This is a genomic window from Paraburkholderia sp. (assembly GCF_035948235.1).
In the GTDB taxonomy this organism is placed as follows: domain Bacteria; phylum Pseudomonadota; class Gammaproteobacteria; order Burkholderiales; family Burkholderiaceae; genus Paraburkholderia.
Window position 1 is genome coordinate 42,653 of the sequence record NZ_DASZJJ010000120.1, and the last position, 25,506, is coordinate 68,158.

Annotated in this window: 22 protein-coding genes; 12 read left to right on the forward strand and 10 right to left on the reverse strand. The window is 64.6% G+C overall.

Annotated features, from left to right (window positions below):
- Positions 1-97: 97 nt before the first annotated feature.
- A complete protein-coding gene (locus VG320_RS10855; protein WP_327200110.1) occupies positions 98-769 on the reverse strand; it encodes a GntR family transcriptional regulator in 672 nt (223 codons plus the stop codon).
- Positions 770-1,147: 378 nt separating this feature from the next.
- Here VG320_RS10855 and VG320_RS10860 point away from each other — a divergent pair, with 378 nt between their 5' ends.
- Together VG320_RS10860 and VG320_RS10865 are read left to right on the forward strand one after the other, a co-directional pair.
- On the forward strand, positions 1,148-2,305 hold the full coding sequence (locus VG320_RS10860; RefSeq protein WP_327200111.1) for a branched-chain amino acid ABC transporter substrate-binding protein: 1,158 nt from the start codon (positions 1,148-1,150) through the stop codon (positions 2,303-2,305).
- 392 nt (positions 2,306-2,697) lie between these two features.
- A complete protein-coding gene (locus VG320_RS10865) occupies positions 2,698-3,816 on the forward strand; it encodes a DUF2242 domain-containing protein (RefSeq protein WP_327200112.1) in 1,119 nt (372 codons plus the stop codon).
- A 45-nt stretch (positions 3,817-3,861) separates the two neighbouring features.
- Here the strand turns inward: VG320_RS10865 and VG320_RS10870 are convergent, their stop codons facing one another.
- Complete coding sequence (locus VG320_RS10870; protein WP_327200113.1) at positions 3,862-4,494, reverse strand: LysE family translocator; 633 nt, start codon at positions 4,492-4,494, stop codon at positions 3,862-3,864.
- Between the two features lie 398 nt (positions 4,495-4,892).
- On the opposite strand from VG320_RS10870, the gene VG320_RS10875 reads away from it, so the two are divergent.
- Positions 4,893-5,375 (forward strand): Lrp/AsnC family transcriptional regulator, encoded by a 483-nt coding sequence (locus tag VG320_RS10875; RefSeq protein WP_327200114.1) that lies wholly within the window; start codon positions 4,893-4,895, stop codon positions 5,373-5,375.
- An 18-nt stretch (positions 5,376-5,393) separates the two neighbouring features.
- Here the strand turns inward: VG320_RS10875 and VG320_RS10880 are convergent, their stop codons facing one another.
- Entirely contained in the window at positions 5,394-6,113 is a 720-nt protein-coding gene (locus VG320_RS10880) for a TetR/AcrR family transcriptional regulator (protein ID WP_327200115.1), read from the reverse strand.
- A 435-nt stretch (positions 6,114-6,548) separates the two neighbouring features.
- Here VG320_RS10880 and VG320_RS10885 point away from each other — a divergent pair, with 435 nt between their 5' ends.
- From VG320_RS10885 to hydA, 5 genes are all read left to right on the forward strand, one after another.
- Complete coding sequence (locus tag VG320_RS10885) at positions 6,549-7,814, forward strand: Zn-dependent hydrolase (RefSeq protein WP_327200116.1); 1,266 nt, start codon at positions 6,549-6,551, stop codon at positions 7,812-7,814.
- A gap of 107 nt (positions 7,815-7,921) precedes the next feature.
- Positions 7,922-9,328, forward strand: coding sequence for an NAD(P)-dependent oxidoreductase (locus VG320_RS10890; RefSeq protein WP_327200117.1), 1,407 nt, complete (start codon positions 7,922-7,924; stop codon positions 9,326-9,328).
- A 51-nt stretch (positions 9,329-9,379) separates the two neighbouring features.
- A complete protein-coding gene (preA, locus tag VG320_RS10895) occupies positions 9,380-10,657 on the forward strand; it encodes an NAD-dependent dihydropyrimidine dehydrogenase subunit PreA (RefSeq protein ID WP_327200118.1) in 1,278 nt (425 codons plus the stop codon).
- 54 nt (positions 10,658-10,711) lie between these two features.
- Positions 10,712-12,226 carry an NCS1 family nucleobase:cation symporter-1 gene (locus tag VG320_RS10900; RefSeq protein WP_327200119.1) on the forward strand — a complete coding sequence of 505 codons (1,515 nt, stop codon included), beginning with the start codon at positions 10,712-10,714 and terminating at the stop codon, positions 12,224-12,226.
- A 49-nt stretch (positions 12,227-12,275) separates the two neighbouring features.
- Positions 12,276-13,733 (forward strand): dihydropyrimidinase, encoded by a 1,458-nt coding sequence (gene hydA / locus VG320_RS10905; RefSeq protein ID WP_327200120.1) that lies wholly within the window; start codon positions 12,276-12,278, stop codon positions 13,731-13,733.
- 8 nt (positions 13,734-13,741) lie between these two features.
- Here hydA and VG320_RS10910 read toward each other — a convergent pair whose 3' ends face one another.
- The 6 genes from VG320_RS10910 to VG320_RS10935 all read right to left on the reverse strand — a co-directional run bounded on the left by VG320_RS10910 (position 13,742) and on the right by VG320_RS10935 (position 20,125).
- Positions 13,742-14,425: an OmpA/MotB family protein gene (locus VG320_RS10910; RefSeq protein WP_327200121.1), complete on the reverse strand. Its 684-nt coding sequence runs from the start codon at positions 14,423-14,425 to the stop codon at positions 13,742-13,744.
- Between the two features lie 16 nt (positions 14,426-14,441).
- The gene (locus VG320_RS10915; RefSeq protein ID WP_327200122.1) at positions 14,442-15,242 is read right to left on the reverse strand and encodes a flagellar motor protein; all 801 of its coding nucleotides are present in this window, start codon (positions 15,240-15,242) and stop codon (positions 14,442-14,444) included.
- Positions 15,243-15,351: 109 nt separating this feature from the next.
- Positions 15,352-16,563, reverse strand: a complete 1,212-nt coding sequence (locus tag VG320_RS10920; protein ID WP_327200123.1) for a Crp/Fnr family transcriptional regulator — start codon at positions 16,561-16,563, stop codon at positions 15,352-15,354.
- Positions 16,564-16,866: 303 nt separating this feature from the next.
- Positions 16,867-17,097 carry a DUF2783 domain-containing protein gene (locus VG320_RS10925; RefSeq protein ID WP_327200124.1) on the reverse strand — a complete coding sequence of 77 codons (231 nt, stop codon included), beginning with the start codon at positions 17,095-17,097 and terminating at the stop codon, positions 16,867-16,869.
- Positions 17,098-17,220: 123 nt separating this feature from the next.
- Positions 17,221-18,933 carry an FAD-dependent oxidoreductase gene (locus VG320_RS10930; protein ID WP_327200125.1) on the reverse strand — a complete coding sequence of 571 codons (1,713 nt, stop codon included), beginning with the start codon at positions 18,931-18,933 and terminating at the stop codon, positions 17,221-17,223.
- 232 nt (positions 18,934-19,165) lie between these two features.
- Positions 19,166-20,125, reverse strand: a complete 960-nt coding sequence (locus tag VG320_RS10935; protein WP_327200126.1) for an MBL fold metallo-hydrolase — start codon at positions 20,123-20,125, stop codon at positions 19,166-19,168.
- Between the two features lie 72 nt (positions 20,126-20,197).
- On the opposite strand from VG320_RS10935, the gene VG320_RS10940 reads away from it, so the two are divergent.
- The 4 genes from VG320_RS10940 (at position 20,198) to VG320_RS10955 (ending at position 23,650) form a co-directional block, all read left to right on the forward strand.
- Positions 20,198-20,407 carry a hypothetical protein gene (locus VG320_RS10940; RefSeq protein WP_327200127.1) on the forward strand — a complete coding sequence of 70 codons (210 nt, stop codon included), beginning with the start codon at positions 20,198-20,200 and terminating at the stop codon, positions 20,405-20,407.
- Positions 20,404-21,261, forward strand: a complete 858-nt coding sequence (locus tag VG320_RS10945) for an IclR family transcriptional regulator (RefSeq protein ID WP_327200129.1) — start codon at positions 20,404-20,406, stop codon at positions 21,259-21,261. The genes VG320_RS10940 and VG320_RS10945 overlap by 4 nt, the downstream gene beginning before the upstream one ends.
- Before the next feature lie 11 nt (positions 21,262-21,272).
- Positions 21,273-22,115, forward strand: a complete 843-nt coding sequence (locus VG320_RS10950; RefSeq protein WP_327200130.1) for an IclR family transcriptional regulator — start codon at positions 21,273-21,275, stop codon at positions 22,113-22,115.
- 77 nt (positions 22,116-22,192) lie between these two features.
- Complete coding sequence (locus tag VG320_RS10955; protein WP_327200131.1) at positions 22,193-23,650, forward strand: cytochrome P450; 1,458 nt, start codon at positions 22,193-22,195, stop codon at positions 23,648-23,650.
- On the opposite strand, the gene VG320_RS10960 is transcribed toward VG320_RS10955, so the two are convergent.
- Positions 23,647-25,506 (reverse strand): tetratricopeptide repeat protein (locus tag VG320_RS10960; RefSeq protein ID WP_327200132.1); only part of this gene is annotated, 1,860 nt, incomplete at its 5' end. The two genes, VG320_RS10955 and VG320_RS10960, sit on opposite strands and share 4 nt — an antisense overlap.

Here is a 25,506-nt window from a genome sequence, read left to right on the forward strand (position 1 = left end):
CTTAAGCCAGGCGTCAAAGCAAACGGCGAGCGTCCCGCAAGGGGCGCTCGCCGTTTTTCGTTGTGCGCGCAATCATTCATAAGCGCGTTGAGCAGCTTCAGTCCGAAAGCCCCGCCAGCCGCGCGGCGGCCATCACTTCGCGTTTGGTATCGAGAATATGCCGCTCGATCAACGCGACCACATCCTCCACCGCGCGCCGCTTGCAGGCATCGACGATCTCGTAGTGATCGCGCTGCACATCGCCTTTTTCCGTATCCAGCGACATGCGCAGATGCGGATAGCGGTTCGTCGTCGAAAGACAGTACTCCTCGATCATCTTGCGCAGCCGCGTGTTGTTCGCGGGCGCGCACAGCGCGAGGTGGAACTGGCGGTTGTACTCGGCCCAGTCGGCGGGCGAAGTCGATGCGTCGTAGGCGGCGAGGATGCGCTTCATCACGTCGATATCGGCGGCCACCATGTTCGGCACCGCCAGCTTTGCGGCATACGTCTCCAGCGCCGCGCGAATGTCGAGCAGTTCGCAGATCTCGCGCGTGGACATCGCCATCACCACCGCGCCGCGATTGAGCTGGTAACTCACCAGCCCTTCGGCCTCGAGCTGGCGCAGCGCCTCACGCACGGGAATGCGGCTCGCGCCGAAGCGCTCCGCCAGCCCCTCCTGGCGCAACTGCGCACCCGGCGGCAGCACGCCGCGCAGGATCTCGTCGCGCAGTTGATCGCGGATGGTTTGAGGCAGCGATCGTTGGTCTTCCTTGCCCTGCACTGTCGTCATGTGTTCGTGAGCGTTTTGGCCGGCCGAGCGTAGGCCGACGAAAAACAGTTGTCGTCGTTTTTTTCGTCTGCCAGTATTGGATACAATCCAGTCAGCTATGGATACGCATGTTGCCTGGTTGTATCCGCAAAGCTGTCCTTCACTGTTGCTGCATCCTTGTCCGGAGACCCTATGGGATGTTGTAAGCGTCTGAAAAACAAACAATTTTAGCGTATCCGCGCGGGCCTCCCGAGACTGTTGCGTGCGCAACGGTACGGGATGACGCCTGCCCGGCTCCAGTCGATTCACCCCTGCGCATCAGGCACGCCGCGCGTTTGGCACGCGGTGCGGGCCCGCTTGCGCCCATGAAAAACGTAGAACGCAGAGGAGAGAACCAAGATGGCACGCAACATCCGTAATCCGCGCCTGCGCGCACCCGTCCTGATCGCCGCGCTGGCCGGCCTGTGGAGCGCCGCCGCGCTGGCCCAGGGCGACGACGTGAAGATCGGCTTTGCCGCGCCGCTCACCGGCGGCCAGGCCCACTACGGCGCCGACTTCCGCAGCGGCGTGGAAATGGCGATCGAGGACGAGAACGCCACCAACCCGACCATTGGCGGCAAGCCCGTGCATTTCGTGCTGGACGCCTACGACGACCAGGCCGACCCGCGCACCGGCACGACCGTCGCGCAAAAGCTCGTCGACGACAACGTCGCCGCCGTAATCGGCCACTTCAACTCAGGCACCAGCATCCCGGCCGCACCGATCTACGCCAAGGCCGGCATTCCGGAAATCGCCACGGCCACTGCACCCGCCTACACGCGCCAGGGCCTGCCGACTACCTTCCGCCTCGTGACCTCGGACGCGCAGCAAGGCAGCGTGCTGGGCGCTTACGTGGTGAAGGACCTGAAGTTCAAGCGCTTCGCCGTGATCGACGACCGCACGGCATACGGCCAGGGCGTCGCGGAAGAGTTCGCGAAATCCGTGAAGGCGGCGGGCGGCACGGTGGTCGCGCAGGAATTCACCAACGACAAGGCCGTCGACTTCCGCTCGATCCTCACGCACATCAAGTCGGCGGATGTGGACGCGATCTTCTACGGCGGCGCCGACACCCAGGCCGCGCCAATGCTCAAGCAGATGAAGTCGCTCGCCATCAAGGCGACGCTGATCGGCCCCGACATGGTCCATTCCGCCGAACTGATCAAGATCGCCGGTCCGGCCGCCGATGGCGCGCTGGCTTCTTCGGGCGGCAGTCCGCTCGAACAGATGCCGGGCGGCAAGAGCTACGTCGAGCGCTATACGAAGCGTTACAACAAGCCGGTCGAGCTGTATTCGCCGTACGCCTATGACGGCACGCGCGCGGTGTTCGCGGCCATGAAGAAGGCCAATTCGACCGATCCGCGCGTTTATCTGGCCTCGCTCAAGACCACGTCGATGAAGGGCGTGACCACCAACGAACTGGGCTACGACCAGTACGGCGACCTCAAGTACGGCGGCGTGACCGTCTACAAGGTCGTCAACGGCCAGTGGCAGCCGCTCACGACGGTGGGCACCCGGTAAAGCCGCAAAGTAAGTGAATGCTCACATCGACGGCCTGCAAGACGCTTGAGGCAGCGCGGTGTGCACAAAACAGCCGGCGGTATCCGGCTGCGGGGCGCAAACCGGTGGGCACCCTTCTCCGCTCGCCGGCCAGCGCGCCGGGTTGACACGGGCTTTCGTGCGACGCGAACGCCCGTTTTTTTGTTGCGCGATTTTTTTCGGGCGCTGCAAGAGCGATTCGCCGCAGTCCACCATGCGCCACTGGGCGGGGCTTTGCGCCCCTTTAGGGTCGGTGCGAAAAGAGCGTTCGGTCGTCCAGGCCGGAACCGAACTACAATGCATGCCGTCCACTGGTTTGCCGGTCGTTCGTTATATGAGTTTGTGTCTCGAACGCCGTCCCGTTTGCACCAAACATGCCCCGTTTTCTCAGAGTTTCCCCGTTCCTGCTGATTCCGCTGGTTGCCGCGCTTGGCGCCTGCTCGTCTGCGAAGCCCAACAAGTTTCAGGATGACCAGTTGCTGAGCAGCGCGCCAAGCCCGTTCTCGCGCAATTTCAGCTACGCCAGCGCCGATGCCTGCGAGGCTTCGCGCCGCGCGCTGCTGAGCCAGGGCTACATGACGACGATGACGCACAACGACACCGTCGACGCCACCAAGAACTTCCAGCCGACCAACGATCAGCACATCGTCGTGGAAGTGCACGTGGTTTGTACCGTGGCCGATGCGAGCAACACCAGCGTCGTGTACGTGAATGCCGTGCAGAACGGCTACGCGCTCAAGAAGAGCGACACGTCGGCGAGCGTCGGCTTGTCGATTCTGGGGTCGGTGTCGCTGCCGATCCGCTCGAATAGCGACGAGATGGTGAAGGTGTCGAGCGAGACGATTCAGTCGGGCGCGTTCTACACGCGCTTCTTCGACCTGGTCAGCCGCTATCTGAACACGGTTGCGAAAAGCGAGCCGATCCCCGGCAGCGGCGCGATCAAGATCACGCCCTTGCCGCCGAGCCTGGAGCCGGTCACGGCGCTGGCCAACGCCGGTGCGCCCGGCGTATCGACTCCGGGCGTAGCGACGCCCGGCACGTCCGCCGCGCCTGCTGCGGCGGTGGCTGCTGCGGCCACGGGCGCGGCAGTCGCTCATACCGACACGCTGCCCGCAACGCCGGTGCTGGGCGCGATGCAACCGATCCAGCCGGTGCAGGCCACACAGTCGACCAGCGCGGTGCACGCGGTCATGCCGGTCGCACCCGCTGCCACGGCGACCCTGCTCACGCCGGTGGTGCCCGCTGCGGTTGCGGCGGCGGCCAGCGCGGCTAGTGCAGCGGCGCCTGCCAGCGCCCCGGTTGCAGCCGCCGATCACGCGGCAAGCCAAAGCGTAGCGGCCGCACCTGCGGCGACTTCCGCAGCATCAGCGGCTTCGGCGGTGCAAGCTTCGGCGGCCACGCCCGCCAGCGCAGCGCAAACGCTCGCCGCCGCATCGCCTGCGGCGACGGCCAGCGCCGCCAGCGCCACGCCGGTGGCCACCACGGCCCCCTGACGCGCATCTCACGGGGCAAAACGGGGCGGCGCGCCGGACGCAGGTTTAGCGCAGCCCCGCCATCATCGCGCCCATTCCCACCAGCAGACCGCCCATCAGGCGATTGACCGCGCGCAAGCGCTTCGGCCGTTGCAGCACATGGCGCAGCCGGTGCGAAAACAGCGCCATCGACGCCACGCCGCCCGCGAACAGCACCGCAAACGTCGCCGCCAGCACCAGATACTGGCGGTTCGCGCCCCACGCCGCATCGGCACTAATGAACTGCGGAAAAAACGACGGAAAGAACAGCAGCGTCTTCGGATTGAGTCCGGACGTGGCGAACCCGCGCCAGAACAGATCGCGCTGCGAAGTGAGCGCAGGCTCCGCCATTTCGCTCTCCTGCGGGCCGCCTAGCGTACGGCTGCGCCATTGTTTGCAGCCGAGCCACACCAGATAGGCCGCCCCGACCCAGCGAAGCACCGTGAGCGAGTGCTCACTGATGAGCAGAAGCGAATTCAGACAAAGCGCCGTCAACACAAGTTGCAACAGTACGGCGAGCGTGCCGCCCCACACGCAGGGCAGCGCCCGACGCCAGCCGGCGTGCAGCGCCTGACTCATGGTGAGCACGTTGACGGGACCGGGGGTGTAGACGAGGACCAGTGCGGCGGCGAGAAACGACAAATACAGCTGGAGCGACATGTCCGAAAGTTCTGGCGAAGGCGTGTGGATGGAAGCGAGGCGCAAAAAAGGGCGCGGCCACGCAAATCTGGGCAACAAAAAACCGCGCAAAAGCGCGGTTTTCAAATGCCATTCGCCCGATCGGACGCCGCTGGCCGCGAGATAGTCGCGCGCCGCGTCCGATAGCCGCCGCAGGGTGCAGCGAAGGATCGGCTCAGACGGTCCACCGCGGCTTGTGGCTGCGGCGGCTCGCCCCAACGCGGGGAGGTGGCCGCGTGGGTCGTGCCGGACGAGAAGGCATGTGAAAAATATACCGGGATTGGGGCGGAATTAGCGCCCTGTTTTCCAGCCGAAACCCCGTCAAACCAGAAGCTTATTCCGATAGAATCGACTTTCCCTGTACAAGATTCTTTTTCGCCATGAGCAGCCGCGAACGCCCGCCTAAAACCCTCGACAACCAGGACCGCAAGATCCTGCGCGCGCTGCAGCAGAACGCGCGTCTATCCAATGCCGAACTCGCCGAGCAGGTCGGCATGTCCACCACGGCTTGCTGGAACCGCACGCGCCAGCTCGAAGCCGACGGCTATATCGACGGCTACGTAGCGCTGGTGAATCAGCGCAAGCTGGGTTTCGCCGATATCGTGATTCTGGAGGTCACGCTCGACCGGCACGAAGACGACGCGCTGGCGCGCTTCGGCTCGGAGCTAGCGGCGCTGCCCGAAGTGCTGGAGGCGTATCTGGTCTCAGGGGAATACGACTACTGGATCAAGGTGGCCGTGGACGGCACGGCGGGCTACGAGCGCTTCCTGCGCGAGAAGCTCTATCGCATCTCCAGCATTCGCCACAGCCGTTCGATGTTTGCGTTGCGCTGTATGAAGGATGTGGCGTCGATGCAGGTTTGATTCGGCATCCAAACTAAATCATGCGTTTGGTGAGCGTGCCCCGCTCGCCCGCAGAATCATTTTGACGACCTCCTCGGTCGTCGTCTCGAAGCTTGCCGCCGACAACGCGCGCTTGCCCGCGAGCGCGCGAATCTGCGCCTCGAAATCCGCGTAGTGCTGCGTGGTCGCCCAGATCATGAAGAGCAGCGTCCTGGGCTCGACGGGCGCGAGCAGCCCTTCCGCGATCCAGCGCTCGATCAGCGTCACGCGCGACTCCATCCACGGCTTCACGCGCTTGAGCAGAATGTCCTGCATGTGCGTCGCGCCGCTGATGATTTCGTTGGCCCACACCTTCGATCCTAAAGGCCGGCGGCGCGAGAGTTCCATCTTCGCGCGCACATAACCGCCGATGGCTTCGATGGGATCGTCGCTCGCGTCGAAGGTATCGGCTGCTGCGTTCCACTCCTCGAACAGATCGTCCAGCACGCGCCAGTAAAGCGAAAGCTTGGTCGGGAAGTAGTAATGCAGATTCGCTTTGGGCAGGCCCGCGCGTTCGGCGATCAGCGCGGTGCTGGCGCCTTCGAAACCACGCTCGGCGAATACGGCTTCCGCGCACGCCAGCAGATGCGTTTCATTCGACGCGCGGATCGACGCCTTGCGGCGCGGCTTGACCTCTTTGCGTTTGGCGTCCTGGTCCTCGCTCGCACTCTGGCGCAGGGCAAGGGTCGCGGCTGGCGTGTTCGTGTCGTCGTCGCGCATGGCATCGGTCCGTTCGGAAGAGAAGGCATCGCAAAGCAATGCCGGTTTCATTGTAGACACGCGAGACGCGCAAGGTGGTCGGGCGTGTTGCTAATCCGCGGGTAAACCTGCGGAAAGAGTGGCGCGCCACGCGCTTTTTCACGCACTGCAACATCGATGGCACGCTTTTCGCTCGTATTACCGCATTGAATTCCCGAAGTTTATGGCCTACAACCTGTCCAATCGGACAGGATTCGGAGAGCGCAAAATCATCGCCCCGAATGAGCGTCGAGCGCGTGCACCGACTTCGCGCAAGACGCCCCAGACGATGGCGCCGATGCACGCTTCATGAACACGCTTGATCGAATAACGGCAGTCGCGATCCCCACAGCAGCCATTTGAAAACAGGCCGCGTCGCCCTGCACCGCCCAGTCGAACATTGACAGGAGAGCACGCATGAACGTAGTAAGCGAAGCCGCACTGACCACCGCGATTCACGTGAATGGCCAGCGTCTCTGGGACAGTCTGATGGAGATGGCGAAGATCGGCGCGACGCCCAAGGGCGGTGTGTGCCGTCTCGCGCTCACGGACCTCGATAAACAGGGCCGCGATCTCATCGTCAAATGGGCGAAGGAAGCGGGCTGCACGGTGAGCGTCGATCAGATGGGCAACGTGTTCATGCGCCGCGCGGGCCGCAACAACGACCTGCCGCCCGTGATGACCGGCTCGCACGCGGATTCGCAGCCCACAGGCGGCCGCTTCGACGGCATCTATGGTGTGCTGGGCGGCCTCGAAGTGATTCGCTCGCTCAACGACCACGGCATCGAAACCGAACACCCGATCGAAACCGTGATCTGGACCAATGAGGAAGGCTCGCGCTTCGCGCCCGCGATGGTGGCCTCCGGCGTGTTCGCAGGCGTGTTCACGCTCGATTACGGTCTGTCGCGCAAGGACGTGGACGGCAAGACCATCGGCGAGGAACTCAAGCGCATCGGTTACGCGGGCGATCTGCCGTGCGGCGGCCGCAAGATTCACGCAGCGTTCGAATTGCATATCGAACAGGGGCCGATTCTCGAAGCGGAGAACAAGACCATTGGCGTGGTGACGGATGCGCAAGGCCAACGCTGGTATGAAGTCGTGCTAACGGGTCAGGAAGCGCATGCCGGTCCCACGCCCATGCCGCGTCGCCGCGACGCGCTGCTGGGCGCTTCGCGCGTCGTGCAGCTCGTCAACGAAATCGGCCTGCGTCACGCGCCGCTTGCGTGCGCGACGGTCGGCATGATGCAGGTGCATCCGAACTCGCGCAACGTGATTCCGGGCCGCGTGTTCTTCACCATCGACTTCCGCCATCCGCTGGATGAAGTGCTCGCGAAGATGGATGCGGAGTTGCGCGAAGGCATCGCGAAGATCGTCGAGCAAGGCAAGCTGGAAGCCGAGATCGAGCAGATTTTCTATTACGCGCCAGTGCCGTTCGACGCGGCCTGCGTGAAGTCCGTGCGCGCCGCGGCCGAGCGCTTTGGCTATTCGAATCGCGATATCGTTTCGGGCGCGGGCCACGATGCCTGCTATCTGGCGACGGTCGCGCCGACGTCGATGGTATTCGTGCCGTGCATCGACGGCATCAGCCACAACGAGATCGAGGACGCGACCCAGGAATGGATCGAGGCTGGCGCGAACGTGCTGCTGCATGCGATGCTCGAACGCGCGAGCGAGCCCGGTTGAGCCGTCTGTATAAAACATAACGCTATCAATAATCTGTTCCCCACGTACCGGCTGCCGCTTTGCGCGCAGCCGGTGGACCCGTGTTTTGCCTCGCAAGGAGCATCCGGATGTCCCACTCCGTCAAGAACCCTGTCGGTAACAGCGCGCGTGCCACCCAGGGCATCGCCGCAGGACGGCTCAGCGCAGAAGAACTAGGCTGCCAGTTCGCCGATGTCGCCCCGCCGCTTTCCGCCAACGCGGCCGTCATCGCCTCCGACCGCTGTCACTACTGTTACGACGCGCCCTGCGTCGCGGCCTGCCCCACCGGCATCGACATTCCCAGCTTTATCCGCAAGATCGGCAACGGCAATCTCAAGGGCGCCGCGCGCGATATTCTGAGCGCCAATCCGCTGGGCGGCATGTGCTCGCGCGTGTGCCCGACTGAAATCCTCTGCGAAGGCGCGTGCGTAAGAAATCATCAGGATGGCGAACCGGTTCAGATCGGCGCGCTGCAACGCCATGCCACCGACTTCCAGATGGCGCGCGAAGCTGCGGGCGCCACGCCGCTGTTTCATCGCACGAGCGAGACGGGCCGTAAAGTCGCCGTGATCGGCGCCGGGCCGGCGGGTCTGGCGTGCGCGCATACGCTCGCGCTCGTGGGGCATAGCGTGAGCGTGTTCGACGCGCGCGAGAAACCGGGCGGCCTCAACGAATACGGCATCGCCGCGTACAAGACCGTGGACGATTTCGCGCAACGCGAAGTGGCCTGGCTGCTGTCCATCGGCGGTATCGAATTGAAGCAGGGTCAGCAACTGGGCCGCGATTTCACGCTTGATGCGCTGCGTGGTGAATTCGATGCCGTGTTCATCGGCATCGGGCTGGGCGGCACACATGCGCTGAAGATCGAAGGCGAAGGGCTCGACGGCGTGCGCGACGCGGTGGACTTCATCGCACAACTGCGCGAAGCGGACGATCTGGGCGCGCTGCCCGTGGGCCGCCGCGTGGTGGTGATTGGCGGCGGCAACACCGCCATCGACGCGGCGGTGCAAAGCCGCAAGCTGGGCGCGGAGCACGTCACGCTCGCCTACCGGCGCGGCAGCGCGCAGATGAGCGCAACGTGGGCCGAGCAGGAATTCGCGCGGCAGCAGGGCGTGACAATCGTTGAGTGGATGAAGCCCGTGCGTATCCTTGGAGAGCAAGCGGCGCAGGCAGTGGAATTCGAGCGGGTGGCGCTCGACGCCAACGGCGCATTGCAGGCAAGCGGCGAGATCGAGCGCATCGAAGCCGACATGGTGCTGAAGGCAATCGGGCAAAAGCTCCTGCCCGCCGGGCTGGAAGCACTGCAATTGAGCGATGGCGGCGCGCGTATCGCCGTCGATGCCGATGGCGCGACTTCACTCGCAGGCGTCTGGGCAGGCGGCGATTGTGCGGGCCACGGCGCGACCGATCTCACCGTGCAGGCGGTGCAGGATGGCAAGCTCGCGGCGCGCGCGATCGACCGCTATCTGGCCGCGCAAACCGGCAAGGCCGCGTGATCCGCACGCGCCCGACGACACATCCCCATCGATAAAACAAGGAGTCGCATCATGGCCGATCTGCGCTGCTCGATTGCCGGTATTGAATCGCCCAACCCGTTCTGGCTGGCCTCCGCGCCGCCCACCGACAAGGCCTACAACGTCAACCGCGCCTTCGAGGCGGGCTGGGGCGGCGTGGTCTGGAAAACGCTCGGCCTCGACCCGCATGTGGTCAACGTGAGTTCGCGCTATGGCGCGACCACCTGGCGCGGCCAGCGCATCGCAGGCCTGAACAATATCGAACTGATCACCGACCGCCCGCTCGACGTCAATCTCAAAGAGATCGCTCAAGTAAAGCGCGACTGGCCCGACCGCGCGCTGATCGTCTCGCTGATGGTGCCGTGCACCGAGAGCGACTGGAAATGGATCCTGCCGCTAGTGGAAGACACCGGCGCCGATGCCGTGGAACTGAACTTCGGCTGCCCGCACGGCATGAGCGAGCGCGGCATGGGCGCGGCCGTGGGCCAGGTGCCCGAGTACATCGAAATGGTCACGCGCTGGGTCAAGGAAGGCACGCGCATGCCCTGCCTCGTCAAACTCACGCCCAACGTCACCGACATCCGCCACGGCGCGCGCGCGGCGTTCAAGGGCGGCGCCGACGGCGTCTCGCTCATCAACACCATCAACTCGATCGTGGGCGTCGATCTGGACGTCATGGCACCGCTGCCGACCGTGGACGGCAAGGGCACGCACGGCGGCTATTGCGGCCCCGCCGCCAAGCCCATTGCCCTGCATATGGTGGCCGAAATCGCGCGCGATCCGCAAACGCAAGGCCTGCCGATCTCGGGTATCGGCGGGATTTCCGACTGGCGCGACGCCGCCGAATTCATGGTGCTGGGCGCGGGCAGCGTGCAAGTCTGCACCGCCGCGATGCACTACGGATTCCGAATCGTCAGCGACATGATCGACGGCCTGTCGAACTGGATGGACGACAAGGGCTACGCCAACCTCGATGCGATTCGCGGGCGCGCCGTGCAGAACGTCACCGACTGGCAATACCTGAACCTGAACTACGACATCAAGGCGCGCATCGATCAGGACCGCTGCATCCAGTGCGGCCTTTGCCATATCGCCTGCGAAGACACCTCGCACCAGGCGATCACCGCGACGAAGGACGGCCAGCGTCACTTCGAAGTCGTCGACGCGAATTGCGTCGGGTGCAATTTATGCATGCATGTCTGCCCGGTCGACGAATGCATCACGATGGAGCGCGTCGACTCCGGCCGCTATTCGAACTGGACCACGCATCCCAACAATCCGGCCCGTGTGGCCGATCCGAAGGCGGCCTGATCGCTCGTAGTCATTCAACATAAACCTAACGACAAGACCCGGAGAATCCGCATCATGAGCCAGCCAGCAGCGAGTGGGGACGTAGGCGACGCGAGCGCGCGCCGCAGTGCAAGCGAGTTGTACAACGACGACCTCGCGCCCACGGGCGTCGCGCAGCGCACGTGGCGCTGGTATCACTTCGCGGCGCTGTGGGTGGGGATGGTGATGAATATCGCCTCCTATATGCTCGCGGCTGGGCTGACCGAGCAGGGCATGTCGCCGTGGCAGGCGGTCATCACTGTGCTGCTCGGCAACGTGATCGTGCTCGTGCCGATGCTGCTGATTGGCCATGCGGGCACGAAATACGGCATCCCCTATGCCGTGCTGGTGCGTTCGTCGTTCGGCACCCAGGGGGCGAAACTGCCCGCCATGCTGCGCGCCATCGTGGCGTGCGGCTGGTACGGTATCCAGTCGTGGCTGGGCGGCAGTGCAATCTACACGCTCGCAAATATCCTGTTTCATAACGCGCTGGTGGGCGATGCGCTGCCGTTCCTGGGCATTTCGATCGGCCAGGGCGCGTGCTTCCTGCTGTTCTGGGTGCTGCAGCTCTACTTCATCCTGCACGGCACGGATTCGATCCGCTGGCTCGAAAGCTGGTCCGCGCCGATCAAGGTGGTGATGTGCGTGGCGCTGGTCTGGTGGGCCTGTTCGAAGGCGGGCGGCGTGGGCAGTATGCTTTCGCAGCCTTCGCAGTTCGCGGCGGGCGGCAAGAAAGCAGGCCTCTTCTGGGTCACGTTCTGGCCAAGCCTCACGGCGATGGTCGGCTTCTGGGCCACGCTCGCGCTCAACATCCCCGACTTCACGCGCTTCGCGAAGACGCAGAAGGATCAACTGGTCGGCCAGGCAATCGGCTTGCCGATCCCGATGGCGCTGCTTTCCATCGTCTCCGTCGTGGTCACCTCGGCGACGGTGGTGATCTACGGCAAGGCGATCTGGGACCCCATCGACCTCACCAGCCGTATGGAAGGCGTCGGCGTGGGTATCGCGCTGGTGATCCTCACGCTCGATACGATGTGCTGCAATCTGGCCGCGAATCTGGTCGGCCCCGCCTACGATTTTTCGAGCCTCTGGCCCAAGGGCATTTCGTACAAGGCGGGCGGCCTCATCACGGCGGGCCTCGCCATCGTCATGATGCCGTGGAAGATTCTGGCCACCACGCAGGGCTATATCTTTACGTGGCTCGTGGGTTATTCGGCGCTGCTAGGTCCCGTTGCCGGCATTCTGATGGTCGATTACTTCCTGATTCGCGGCACGCGGCTCGATACGGAACAACTCTTTGAAGAAAACGGCGAATACGCGTACTCGAACGGCTGGAACCCCGCCGCCGTGATCGCGCTGCTCGCGGGCGTACTGCCTAACCTGCCGGGCTTTCTGAATGTGGCGTTCCCCAACGCGTTCCCCTCGGTGCCGGACGCGTTCAAGGGGCTTTATACCTACGCATGGTTCGTGGGCCTCGCGATTGCCGCCGTGGTCTACGGCGTGCTGATGAAGCTCGGCAAGAGCCGCAGGCCGAGCGTCGCGAGCGCATGAGATCCATTAGCACTGGAAATGCAGACTCAACCGAAGGAGACATAGCATCATGGCGACCCTGATTCGAGGCGGCACCGTCGTAGACGCAGACAAGACGTATCGCGCCGATGTGCTCTGCGACAACGGCACGATCACGGCGATCGGCGAAAACCTCGACGCGCCCGCCGGCGCCACCGTGGTCGATGCAGGCGGCCAGTACGTGATGCCAGGCGGCATCGATCCGCACACGCACATGGAACTGCCCTTCATGGGCACCAAGGCGCACGACGACTTTTATACGGGTACGGCAGCGGGCCTCGCGGGCGGCACGACGTCGATCATCGACTTCGTGATTCCCAACCCGAAGCAGCCGCTCATGGAAGCCTTTCGCGAGTGGCGCGGCTGGGCCGAAAAAGCCGCCGCCGATTACGGCTTTCACGTGGCCGTGACGTGGTGGGACGAGAGCGTGCATCGCGACATGGGCCTGCTCGTGAACGATCACGGCGTCTCCAGCTTCAAGCACTTCATGGCGTACAAGAACGCCATCATGGCCGACGACGAAATCCTCGTGAACAGCTTCGCGCGCTCGCTCGAACTGGGCGCATTGCCGACCGTCCATGCGGAAAATGGCGAACTGGTGTTCCAGTTGCAGCGGCAATTGCTCGCGCGCGGCTTCACGGGGCCGGAGGCGCATCCGCTTTCGCGTCCGCCCGAAGTCGAAGGCGAGGCCGCGAATCGCGCGATCCGCATCGCTCAGGTACTAGGCGTGCCGGTTTATATCGTGCACGTATCGGCAAAAGAGGCGCTGGAAGCGATCACGCGCGCACGCGCCGAAGGCCAGCGCGTGTTCGGCGAAGTGCTCGCGGGACATCTGGTGATCGACGAAGCCGTTTATCGCGATCCCGACTGGACGCGCGCCGCCGCCCACGTGATGAGCCCGCCGTTCCGCACCAAAGAACATCGCGACGCGCTCTGGCGCGGCCTGCAAGGCGGCCTCCTGCAAACCACGGCCACCGATCATTGCGTGTTCTGCGCCTCGCAGAAAGCGATGGGCCGCGACGATTTCACACGGATTCCTAACGGATGCGGCGGCGTGGAAGACCGCATGGCGATTCTATGGGATCAGGGCGTGAATACCGGGCGCCTCACGCCGAACGAATTCGTGCGTGTCACCTCCACCAACGCGGCACAGATCTTCAACCTTTATCCGCGCAAGGGCGCGGTGGCCGTTGGCGCGGACGCCGATCTCGTGGTCTGGGACCCGGAAGCCACGCGCACGATCTCCGTGAAGACGCATCACCAGAACGTGGATTTCAACGTGTTCGAAGGCATGACGGTGCGCGGCGTGCCCACGCATACGGTCTCGCAAGGCGAACTGGTGTGGGCCGACGGCGATCTGCGCGCACGCCGTGGCGCGGGCCGTTATCTGAAGCGGCCCGCGAATCCAGGCTATCTGCAGGCCTCGCGGCTCGCGAAGCAGTTGAAGGAAACTCAGCCGGTGCATCGCGAAGGCGACAAGGTCGCCTGAGCAAAGCGCTAGTACTGCACGACGATCGCCACACGGCGATTGAGCGCGCGGCTCGCGGGGTCGGTGCCGGCAACGAGCGGAAAGTTGTCGGCCCGGCCGATGGCCGCGAGCCGATGCGGCTCGACGCCGCGCTCGACCAGATAGCGCACCACCGCGCCCGCGCGCGCCGATGACAGCTCCCAGTTCGACGCAAAACGCGCGTTGGCAATCGGCGTGCTGTCCGTATGCCCTTCCACGAGGATATTGCCGTTGGGCACCTGTGCCAGCACGCCCGCGATGCGGCTCAACACGTCAAACGAATCCGGCAGCAACGCGGCATCGCCCGCATTGAACAGGATCTTCGCGTTGATGCCGATCTCCATGCCGTGCGCCACGGGCGCGATGGTGATCTCGCCGCTCTTGCGCAGTGGATCGAGCGAGGCCAGCAACACGCGTTCGGTGTTGGGCGGTTGCGGCGCGCTTGCGGCAGCGCTACTCGCCTGCGCCGCCAGCGACTGCCTGCGCAGTTCCTGTTCGTGGTTCTTCGCAAGCTGCATGGCGTAAAGCGCAAGGAACAGCACCATCATCGTGGTAACGAGGTCCGCGTAGGAAAGCAGCCAGCGGCCCGATTGCTCGCTGCCCTCTTCCTCGTCGTGGTCGAGGATGCTCAGCGGCAGATCGCGCGCCGTGTGCTTGCCGGATGACGTTTGCATGCGTGAGCTTCCGCGTTTAATTGACGGTTGCGCCAGCCTGCGCGTTCTGACGCGCCCAGGCGTTGGCATCACTGCGCCCGCCCACTTCGCCCGCCAGACGCGTGGCGATCATATGCGGCGTCTCCTTGCGCGAAATGGCCAGCAGCCCGTCCAGATAAAGCTTGCGCAGCCGCAGCTCGCTTTCGATATGCGCGCGCATCTTGCCGTAAAGCGGCAGGAACACGAGATTGGCCAGCGCGAGACCGTAAAGCGTAGCGACGAAAGCCACCGCGATGCCGGTGCCGAGTTGCGACGGCTCGACCAGATGCGCCGTCACCTGGATCAGCCCCAGCACGGAACCCAGGATGCCGAAAGTCGGCGCGTAGCCGCCCGCCTGTTGCCAGACGCGCGCCGCCGCCATATGCGTGCGGCCATACGTTTCGAGTTCACGGTTGAGCGCGTCTTCGAGCACGGCGGTCGAAACGCCGCTCGCCAGCAGTTCGAGCCCGCGCCGCGCGAACGGATGAATGCCTTGCCAGTCCATCGACTCGAAGGCAAGCAGGCCGTTGAGCTTGGCCTGATCGCCCCATTCGAGCACGGCGGCGAGGCTCGCTTCATCGACCTGCTGCGCGCGCACGAACACCGTGCGCAGACGGCGTATCGCATCGAAAAAGCGCGCCCAGGTGTTCTGGATCATCACCGCACCGAGCGTGCCGCCCAGCACGACCACCAGCGCTTCGGGCTGCAGCAGCGAACCAAAATGACCGCCTTCGAGCATGAAGCCCACGACGACGGCCGCGCCGCCCAGCAGGACTCCGAACAAAGTCAACAGATCCATGCGTATTTCCGATGAAAGACAGGTAAAAGCGCGGCGCAGGCAGACCCCGCGCGCCCACATCGTGCGGGCGCGCTAACCTGCAGGCCGGTTGATCAAATGAATCGCTGAATTACGCGGCGTGCGCCCTGAGTTCGCGTACCGCGCTAATCAGACGCGCTTCGATGCCTTCCAGTTCGACCGGATCGGACTTGATCTCGCGACGCATGAGCCACGAAATTTCGTTCTTGCGCGCTTCGGACAGCACGGATTGCAGACGCTCCGACACAGCAGGATCTTCAAGCGACGCCAGCAGCTTCGCGAGGTCATAGGTATCGAGCGCGTTGACCGCATCGAACAGCGTGCGCTGATCGACGAACAGCAGATCGTCGAGCGTCTTCACATCGCCCGAACCTCGGTTCGTGCGCTTGCTGAAGTACGCAACACCCTTTTGTTCGACGAAATTGAGCACCTTCGACTTTCTGAACGCGAACAGTTCGTCGGCGATCTCGCCGTGCGAGAGCTTGTTGAGCAGCAGCTTGCGCTCCACGCCAATCAGCGCTTCCAGATCGCTCAGTTCGATCAGTTCGAGTTCGCTGTTGATCGAGACGTCCAGATCGTGATCGGCCACCTGTCCCGCGCGGTCGATGATCCGTACCGGGTCGAACGTGACGACCTGGCGGCCGAGTGCGCCATCACTGTTTTCCGCGCCACCCAGATGCGAGGACGCCTGGCTCGATTCCATCGTGATGAGGTTGAGTTTTTCCATACGGCGCAGCATCGCCATGACGTGCGGGCGCGAATGACCCGCGACGGCACGGCACTTGTGCACGACATCGGCGAGCGCGACGCTCACTTCGCCAGCGCCGGAATTCGCGCCCTGACGCAGCCAGCCGCCCTTGGGTTCGGCGCGCTCGGCGCCCGCCAGCAGCGACAGCACATGCGCGTAGGACAGCACGCCGGGCATGAAATCGGCGTGAGTGTAGGTGGCGAGCTGATCGTCCTTGGCTTTCGCGCGGCGGATCATCGTGCGCACGACGTGACGCAGCAGCGGCGAAACGCGTTCGAGTTCGTCTTCGATGATGTTCGCCGGGATGACGGTGAGCTGGCAGAACGACAGCGCCTTGGCGGTGCTCGGACGCGGCTCCGTGCCTAACAGCGCGCTTTCGCCGAAGAACTCGCCGCGGCCCAGCGTGGCCGTCACGACGCGTTTTTCTTCGCAGCGGGTAGAAATTTCGACTTTGCCGTCGGCGATGACGAAGAGCAGGCGCTCACCCGCGAAGCCCTCCGAATAGATGACTTCGCCCGGCGCGGCTGTGCGCGACCATGTCTGACTGCGATTCAAGGTGATTCCCCGTATGCGGATGTCGTGTCGACCGTCTGCGGCGTCCCGCTCAAGGACGATCGATCTGGTTCTCGTATGACTGCCGTTTACGGCCTTGCGCGGGGGGTTCTTGAATCAATTTGCATCGTGACGGCGTGCGTGCAAGCGCGCCTCGCTCACGAGCTGGAGTGGGATGCAATCCATAGGCACGTTTTAGCGCGTCTATCGATGCAGATATTGGATCGGCAAACGATTGCGCCCACTGTGTATGTGCACGCAAAAAAATTGCCGGGACTACGCGCCGCGGTCGACCTTCATGGCCTTTCAAGCCGCCAGCTTCCCCACCGACCCATTCGCCGGCGGCATCACCACACCGGCGCGCGCGAAACGGATTGCTTCCATCAGCGCCTGATGTTCTCCCACATGATTGGCCAGCAGCAGAATCAGTTGCGCGTTGGCCGACTGGCTCTGCGCCTCGTCCAGATCGCGATGCATGTCGATCAACGCTTCATAGAAGTCGTCGGGGCGCGCGAGATTGGGTTGGGTATTCAGCATTGTCGTCTCCTGTCCCATCTTCATTTCGTCGTTCGTTTCGTAATGTTCTGCACAATCGATTCGAAAGGCGGCCGCTGTTTCTATTTTCGATGCGGCCGCCTTTCGCTTTTTGCCTTCATGCCTTCACGCCGTACCTTCCACGCACAAGGCCCGCTTCAACGCGTGCTCCACGCGGGGCGCACTGACGCGATGCCAGCGTGCGCTTACGTGCTGATCCGGACGAATCAGATAGAACGCGCCGTCCTGCGCGCCGTAACGCTGCGTGGCAAGTCCCTGCACGTCGCGCAGCACTGTCGTGCCGGCAGGCAGCGCTGCGGGTGCCGCGCCCTCACCTTCGATCACCGCCACGAAATTCAGCGGCACGGCACCGCCCGCCAGCGTATCGAGTGCCGCGCGCGTCTGAGCGTCGAGCGCCGATCCGGCGCGGCAAAACAGCAGTCCGGTGAAGCGTGAGCCAAGCTGTTTGAGCAACCATTGCGCGTTGCCCTGTGCGTCAGTCAGCGGCGCGTCGGCGCACGATGCGCCCGGCACCATCTGGCCCGTGAAGCTGTCTTCGTCGGCGGTGTTGAGCGTCGATTCGTGCAGCACCGCAGGCACCGAAAGCCGTCCGCTGTTCACAAGCTGGCGCGCAAACGCATGCTCGCGCGCCAGCGTGAGCACGGCGTCGCGAAACACGCGGCTCACCGCGCTCTTGGGCGTGATGAAATCCGTCGAGCGCGTGGAGTTGCGGATATTTTCATCGGCGGCGTATTCGCGTTCGCTCGCGTAGGTGTCGAGCAGCGTATCGGGCGCGCGATGCTCCAGCACCATCGCCAGTTTCCATGCGAGGTTCTCACTGTCCTGGAAGCCGCTATTCGCGCCGCGCGCGCCGAACGGCGAAACCAGGTGCGCCGAGTCGCCCGCGAACAGCACGTTGCCGTGGCGGAAGCTATCCATGCGCAGGCAAGAAAACGTATAGATGCTCACCCACTCCAGCTCGAATTTCACATCGGGGCCGAGCAGCGCGCGCACGCGCGGAATCACGCGTTCGGGCGTCTTTTCGAGCACCGGATCGGCGTCCCAGCCCAGCTGGAAGTCAATGCGCCAGACATTGTCGGGCTGGCGATGCAGCAACACCGACTGGTTCGGATGGAACGGCGGGTCGAACCAGAACCAGCGCTCGGTTGGGAAATCGGCTTCCATCTTCACGTCGGCGATCAGGAAGCGGTCCTTGAACGTGCGGCCGTGACTGTCCAGACCCATGAGCTTGCGCACGGGACTGCGCGAACCGTCGGAGGCCACCACGTAGCGCGCGAGCAGTTCGTACGGGCCGTCGGGCGTATCGATTTCGAGCGCGACGTGCGCGTCGTTCGTGCGCGGCTCGCCGCGCTGCGCGATGCCCGTGACCTTGCTCTTCCAGCGGATTTCGAGGTTCGGCAATTCCTGCGCGCGTTCGAGCAGGAAACCTTCAACGTAGTACTGCTGAAGATTCACGAAAGCCGGACGATGATGGCCGCTTTCAGGCAGCAGATTGAAGGTGTAAACCAGTTCGCCCTTGCGGAACACCTTGCCCACGTTCCAGCTCACGCCTTTCTCGACCATGCGCTCGCCACAGCCGAGGCGGTCGAAGATATCGAGCGAGCGCTTGGAAAAGCAGATCGCGCGCGAGCCGGTGGAGAGCGTGCAATCGTCGTCCACGAGCACGACGTTCACGCCTTGCTGCGCGAGGTCGATCGCCGTGGCGAGGCCAACCGGCCCCGCGCCTACGACCACGACGGGACGCACGCGTTTTTCAACTTCCGCGCCTTGTTCGTGGCAGCGCGTGTAGTCGAAGGTTAGCGATTGGTAGTCGATCATTTTGTGTCTCTCTCTCCTGTCGACCAGAGTTAGCGCTTTAGCGCTTACTCTGGTCCCATGCAGAGCTGTCGACCAGAGTTAGTGCTTTAGCACTTACTCTGGTCCCATGCAGAGCAGTCGACCAGAGTTAGCGCTTTAGCGCTTACTCTGATCCCATGCAGAGCTGTCGATCGGAGTTGGCGCTTTAGCGCCATACTCCGATCCCTGCGAAGCAGTCCTCCTCTTCACTATCTCAATCCTGCAGCGCGTCCCACATGTCCTTGTCGCGCTGCGCGGTCCAGATGCGCGGATGCGTGATGCCGCTCGCCTCGTCATAAGCGCGCGACACATCGAAAGGCAGGCAATGCTCGTAGATAAAGACGTGACCGAACTTGGGATCCATCGCTTCGCGCGTGAGCGCCATCGACTGCTTCAGATCGAGCTTCTGCTCAACCGCCTTGCGGCCCTGCGCGAGCAGGGTCGATACAAAATCCTTCGTGTAATCCAGACCCTTGTTCACTTCCTGCGGATTGAGCAGCGCGGGGCCACGGCCCGGCACCAGCTTTTCAGCGCCCAGCGCGCGCAGCGCTTCGAGCGTGGCGGGCCACTCGGCCAGTTGCGCGTCGCCGCAATAGCAGGCCGCGTCGTATTCCACCAGGTCGCCCGAATACAGCACCTTCTGCTGCGGCAGCCACACCACCGTATCGCCCTTCGTGTGGCCCGAACCCAGATGCGCGATCTTCACTTCGAGCTTGCCGAGGTAAAGCGTGATTTCCTTCTCGAACACGAGCGTGGGCCACGTGAGGCCGGGCACGGTTTCGACACCCGCGAACAGACGCGGGAAGCGCTCGATTTCCGACTTCATGTCCTGCTCGCCGCGCTCGACGATCATTTCGTAGGTGCCGCGGCTGGCGATGATCTGCTGCGCGCCTTCCTCGAAATACGCCGACGCGCCCAGCACGCGCACCGCGTGATAGTGCGAAAGCACTACGTATTTGATGGGCTTGTCGGTGACGCTGCGGATCTTCGCGATGAGGTCCTGCGCCATGGCGGGCGTGGCCGTGGTGTCGACGATCAGCACGCCGTCGTCGCCGATGATGACGCCCGAATTGGGGTCGCCTTCCGTCGTGTAGGCGTAGCAGTTTTCCGAGAGCTGGGTGAACGTGACCTGCTTTTCTTCGAGGTCGGCCTGCGATGCGAACGCCTTTGCCATCTGAGTCTCCGTATCTGTGGGGAACGGTGGGCAGGGCGAGGCTGAACGCACGCTCAACGGGAGCGCATGCGGATGGACCGGCACGTAGGACGCGCCAGCCGTTTTTGTCTCGCCCCGTCTGGTTTGGTTGAGCCGCTGTTCTGCCGGGGTGAGGCCATGATCGCCCGGCGCTTTTTATTTGTCAATAGCGAATACAATCGCTATATGCAAATCATCGAGCTAACGGTTTTCGACCGCCGTTCGGTTAACATGGACCCTTTTTCAGCCTGGTACAACGAGTGAAGACCCCTCGCAACGCGCCGCCGTCCGCAGCCGCTTCCGATGCCGACGGCGCAGGCGCCGGTCGTGCCCAGCGCGGCATCCAGAGCGTCGAAGTGGGCGCGCGCCTGCTGCGCGTGCTGGCCGACGCGCGCGTGCCGCTCGCGCCCACCGATCTGGCGGCAGCCAGCGATATCGCTTCGAGCCAGGCGCATGCGTATCTTGTGAGCCTCACGCGCCTCGGCCTGATCAAGCGCGATGCGCTTTCCGGGCGCTACGAAGCCGGCCCGCTCGCGCTGCGCCTGGGCCTGCTGCATCTGGCGCAGCAGCCCGCGCTGCGCGAGGCCGTGCCGCATGCGGCGGCGCTCGCGCAGGCGCACAACTGCAGCGTCGCGTTGTGCATCGCCGGGCCGCAAGGGCCGACCATCGTGCGCTACGAGCACGCCAGCCTGCCGTTGCATGTGAATCTGCACGTCGGCACGGTAATGTCGCTGCCCGCCACCTCCACGGGCCGCGTGTTCTGCGCCTTTCTCGACGACACAACCCTGCGCGCGATGTGGGCCAACCAGAGCGCGCAGCCGGTCTGGCGCGGCACGGCGGCGGCTGACGACATTGCCGCGCCGGATGCTGCCTTCGCCGCCACGCTCGAGACGATCCGCGCGCGCGGCTTCGAGATTGGCATCGATGCGCCCAGCCCCGGCGTGAGCAGCGTCTGCGTGCCGGTGCTCGACGCACAGCGCTCGCTGCGCGTGACGCTCACCGCTATCGGCGCGAGCGGGGCGCTCGACGTGCGGCCCGAAGGCAAGCTCGTGCGCGCGCTGCTCGACGCTGCGCAACAGATCGCGCAATCCACGCTTTCATCGACCCGATCGACCTGATCGACCTGACCATGCCCAAAGCCCGCACCTCAACCGCGCCGGAAAGCGAAGCGCCCGACACCGCCGACAAACCCCAGCGCGGCATCCAGGCCCTCGACGCCACGGGCGATCTGCTCGCCGCGCTGGTCGCGGCCGGCACGCCGCTCTCGCTGCGCGACCTGGCGGCAGCGGCCGGCATGCCCAGCGCGAAGGCCTTTCCCCACCTGGTGAGCCTGCTCAAGACCGGCCTGCTCGCACGCGACGAAGCAGGCCGTTATGAAGCCGGACCTCTGAGCCTGGAACTCGGCCTGCTGGGTCTCGCGCGCCTGTCGCCCGTGCGCGAAGCCGACGCCGAACTCGTCGATCTGGCCAGCGGCACCGGCATGAGCGTCGCGCTCGCGGTGCCGGGGCCGCTCGGGCCCACGGTCGTGCGCCTCGAAGAGTCGCCGCGTCCGCTGCATGTGAGCTTGCGGCCTGGCACCGTGATGTCGCTCGTGAATACCGCCATCGGCCGCGTGTTCGCTGCGTGGCTCGACGACGATGTGCGCGCGGCGCTGCTCGCGCAGGACGGTCTGCGCCTGGCAGGCGTAGCGGCGGGCCAGCACGACGAACAACACTATGCCGATCGCCTCGCCGCGATCCGCGCGCAGGGCCTGGACACCGCGCTCGACAAGCCGATTCCTGGCATCAGCACCGTGGCCGCGCCCGTGTTCGACCACACCGGCAGCGTCTGCCTCGTGCTCGCGCTGATGGGACCGTCGGGCAACCTCGACACCACGCTCGAAGGCAGCAGCGCGCAACGCCTGATCGCCGCCGCCGAGCGCCTGTCGCGCCGCTTTGGCTTCGTGGCGGGCGCCGCGCTCCCCGCTTTATAGGCCGCCGCTATAATCGCCTTCCAGCGCGGCATTCACTCATTCCAACCGGCGCCGCGACACCCCAAAAGGACCCGCCCATGAGCACGGCCTCCACCGGTTCCCGCGCGGCGCAGCGCCAGGTCGCGGATTTGCCCTGTCCGCGCGGCCTGCCGCTCGTCGGCAATCTGCTGCAGCTTTCGCCCACGCGCCTGCATCTGATCCTCGAACGCTGGGCCGCAGAACTCGGCACGCCCTATCGCTTCCAGGTGGGCAGCATCCCCATCACGATCTGGACCGATACCGAGCTGATCCAGCAGATCATGCGCGAGCGCCCGCACCGCTACCGCCGCTATCAGCCGATCGAAGCGGTGCTCGAAGAGATGGGCTCCAATGGTTTGTTTTCGGCGGAAGGCGCGGCCTGGGAGACGCATCGGCGGCTTGTGATGCAGGCCCTGTCGATTCCCAACATCAAGGCGTTCTATCCCACGCTCGCAGACATCACGCAGCGCCTGCGCACGCGCTGGCTGCGCGCGGCCGAGCGCGGCGAGACCGTGGAGATGACCGACGACCTCAAGCGCTACACGGTCGACGTGACGAGCGCGCTCGCCTTCGGCGAGGACCCACGCACGCTGGAGCGCGATCACGGCGTGATCCAGGAGCATCTGGAGCGCATCCTGCCGAGCGTGATGGGCCGTATCAACGCGCTCTTTCCCTACTGGCGCTACTTCAAGCTGCCTGCGGACCGCAAGCTCGATCAGTCGCTGGAAGAGGTGCACCGCTACATCGATTCGATGATGGCGCGCGCGCGCGAGCGCATGCGCGACGAGCCTTCCGACACACCGCGCAATCTGATGGAAGCGATGCTCGTGCAACAGCAGCAGCCGCAAGAACACGGCGGCGAGCCCATCACCGACGCGCAGATCCGCGCCAATGTCCTGACCATCCTGTTGGCGGGCGAGGACACCACCGCCGATTCGATCGCGTGGACGCTGCCTTATCTCGCCGCCGATCCCGCGCTGCAAACCCACCTGGGTGATGAAGCGCGCCGCGTGCTGGGCGACGCGCCCGTTTGCCCCGATTACGCGACGCTCAAGGAACTCGATATTTTCGAGGCGATCTGCATCGAGGCCACGCGTCTGCGCCCCGTTGCCGCCGTGCATTCGTTCGAGCCGCTGGAAGACGTGGTGGTGGACGACGTGGCGCTACCCAAGGGCACGCGCATGTTCTTCGTTGCGCGGCCTGCGATGATCGACGAGAAGAATTTCGTCGATCCGCAGCGTTACGATCCGTGGCGCTGGATGCGCCGGGGCGAGCACGCCGAACACGCGGGCGCGCATGACGTACGGGCTTATCTGCAGTTTGGCGCGGGCCCGCGCGTGTGTCCGGGACGCCATCTCGCGACCGTGGAAATGCGCCTTGCGCTGTCGATGCTGATGAACGAATTCTCGATCGAAATGGCCATCGACCCGGCGAAGATCAACGAAGTGTCCGCGTTCACGATGGTGCCGGACACCATGCCGGTGAAGCTGACGAAGCGCACGCACACCACCGCTTAACGCGGCGTATCGCACCACGCTTGCCACATGTGCCGGTACGCGGCTTCCATGTGGCGTGCGAAGCGCGCGCCGTCCATCAGCGGCGAGGCTTCCATGCGCGCGCGCAGTTCCGCGCGCAGGGCGGCCAGACGCGGCAGATCGCGCGCCAGCGCCGTGACGATGGCGGCATAGCGCGCGTCGCTGTCCGCCGCCAGTTCCGGCAGCCCCAGATTCGCTAGCAGACATAGCCCCGCACGGCTCACCGCCGAGCGCCCGAAGCGCGTGGGCACCGGCACGCCCATCCAGAACGCGTCGAGACTCGTGGTGTGGCCGTTGGCCGGAAAGGTATCGAGCGCGATGTCGAACTGCTGATACGTGCGCAGATACTGCTCGCGCGGCTGCATGCCGATGAAGCGCACGCGTGCCGCATTGATGCCATGCGCCTGCAAGCGCGCCGTCAGCCGCTCGCGCGCGCTGCCAGGCGGCGCCATCAGCACGAGCCGCGCGTCAGGGAGCGCCGCGAATACGCCCGACCAAAGCGCGAGCGTGGCGTCAGTCAACTTGCAAGGATTATTCAGGCATCCGAACGTTATATAACCATTCGAAAGCGCGGGCAGCGCGTTGACCTCTACGCCGGGCGCCTGCGCGTCGTAGCACCAGAATGCGTCGGGCAGACGCAGCGAGCGCTCGACGTACTGATCGTCGACATTGGGCACGTCCGGCGGATCGATGCACGCGTCGGTGAGCCGCCAGCCGATCGACGGGCTGCCCGTCGTGCCAGGATAAGCGAGCCACGCCACCTGCACGGGCGCGGGCCGCATGGGAAACAACAGGCGGCGTGCGCCGTCCATGTGCATGGTCAGATCGACGAGGATGTCGATGCCGTCGTCGCGAATCTGCTGCGCGAGCCGCGCGTCGTCGAACTCGCCCGCGTCGCGCCATAGATCGGCGTGGCGCTTGAGGCTCTCCGTCATGTCGTCGCGACGATTGCCAAGCGCATAGCAGACGATCTCGAACGCCGTGTGATCGTGATGGCTCAACAGCGGCATCATGAAGAGCGACTGGCAGTGGTGCCGAAAATCCGGCGAGACATAGCCGATGCGCAACCGCCGCGCGGGTTCAGGCGTATTCGCATACTGCGCTAGCGCGCTCGCGGCAAGCAGCGCCGTCTCGTGCTGCGCGGCGAAGCGCTCGGCTTGCGCGCGAATCGCGTGGCCGTCGTCGATGGCGAACATCAGCGAGAACAGCAGATTGCTATGCGCACCGATATGCGCGGGCTGACAGGCCAGCGCGCGGCGATAGCTGGCGATGGCGTCGTCGATGCTGCCCATCTTGCTGAGCGTGTTGCCCAGATTGAGATGCGCATCGGCGAAGTCCGGCTTCAACGCGATGGCGCGGGCAAACGCGGCGTGTGCGGCGTCCACGTCGCCATCGCTCAATAGCAGGTTGCCCAGGTTATTCCACGCGGACACGCGGCCCGGTTCCAGCGCCAGCGCGCGTTCGAGCGCGGCTCGCGCTTCGCTGGCGCGTCCCACAGCCGGTAGGAGCGAACCGAGATTCGTCAGTACTTCGACGGAATCGGGCGCCAGCGTGCGGGCGTGTTCGAATACGCCCAGCGCTTCGGACTGACGATGCATTTTCAGCAGCACCTGGCCCAGATTGTTCCAGGCGCTTATGTGCGCAGGCGCGATCTCCACCGTCCGGCGCAGCGCGGCTTGCGCACGCGCCAGTTCGCCCGCCTTCGAAAGCATCGTCCCGTAGTTGAAGTGGATGGCCGCGTGCAGGGGCGCCAGCGCGAGCGCCTGCTCGAAGCAGCGCGACGCCGCCGCGCTGTCGCCCGCTTCGCCGTGCAGATGGCCGAGATTGTTGAGCGCGAT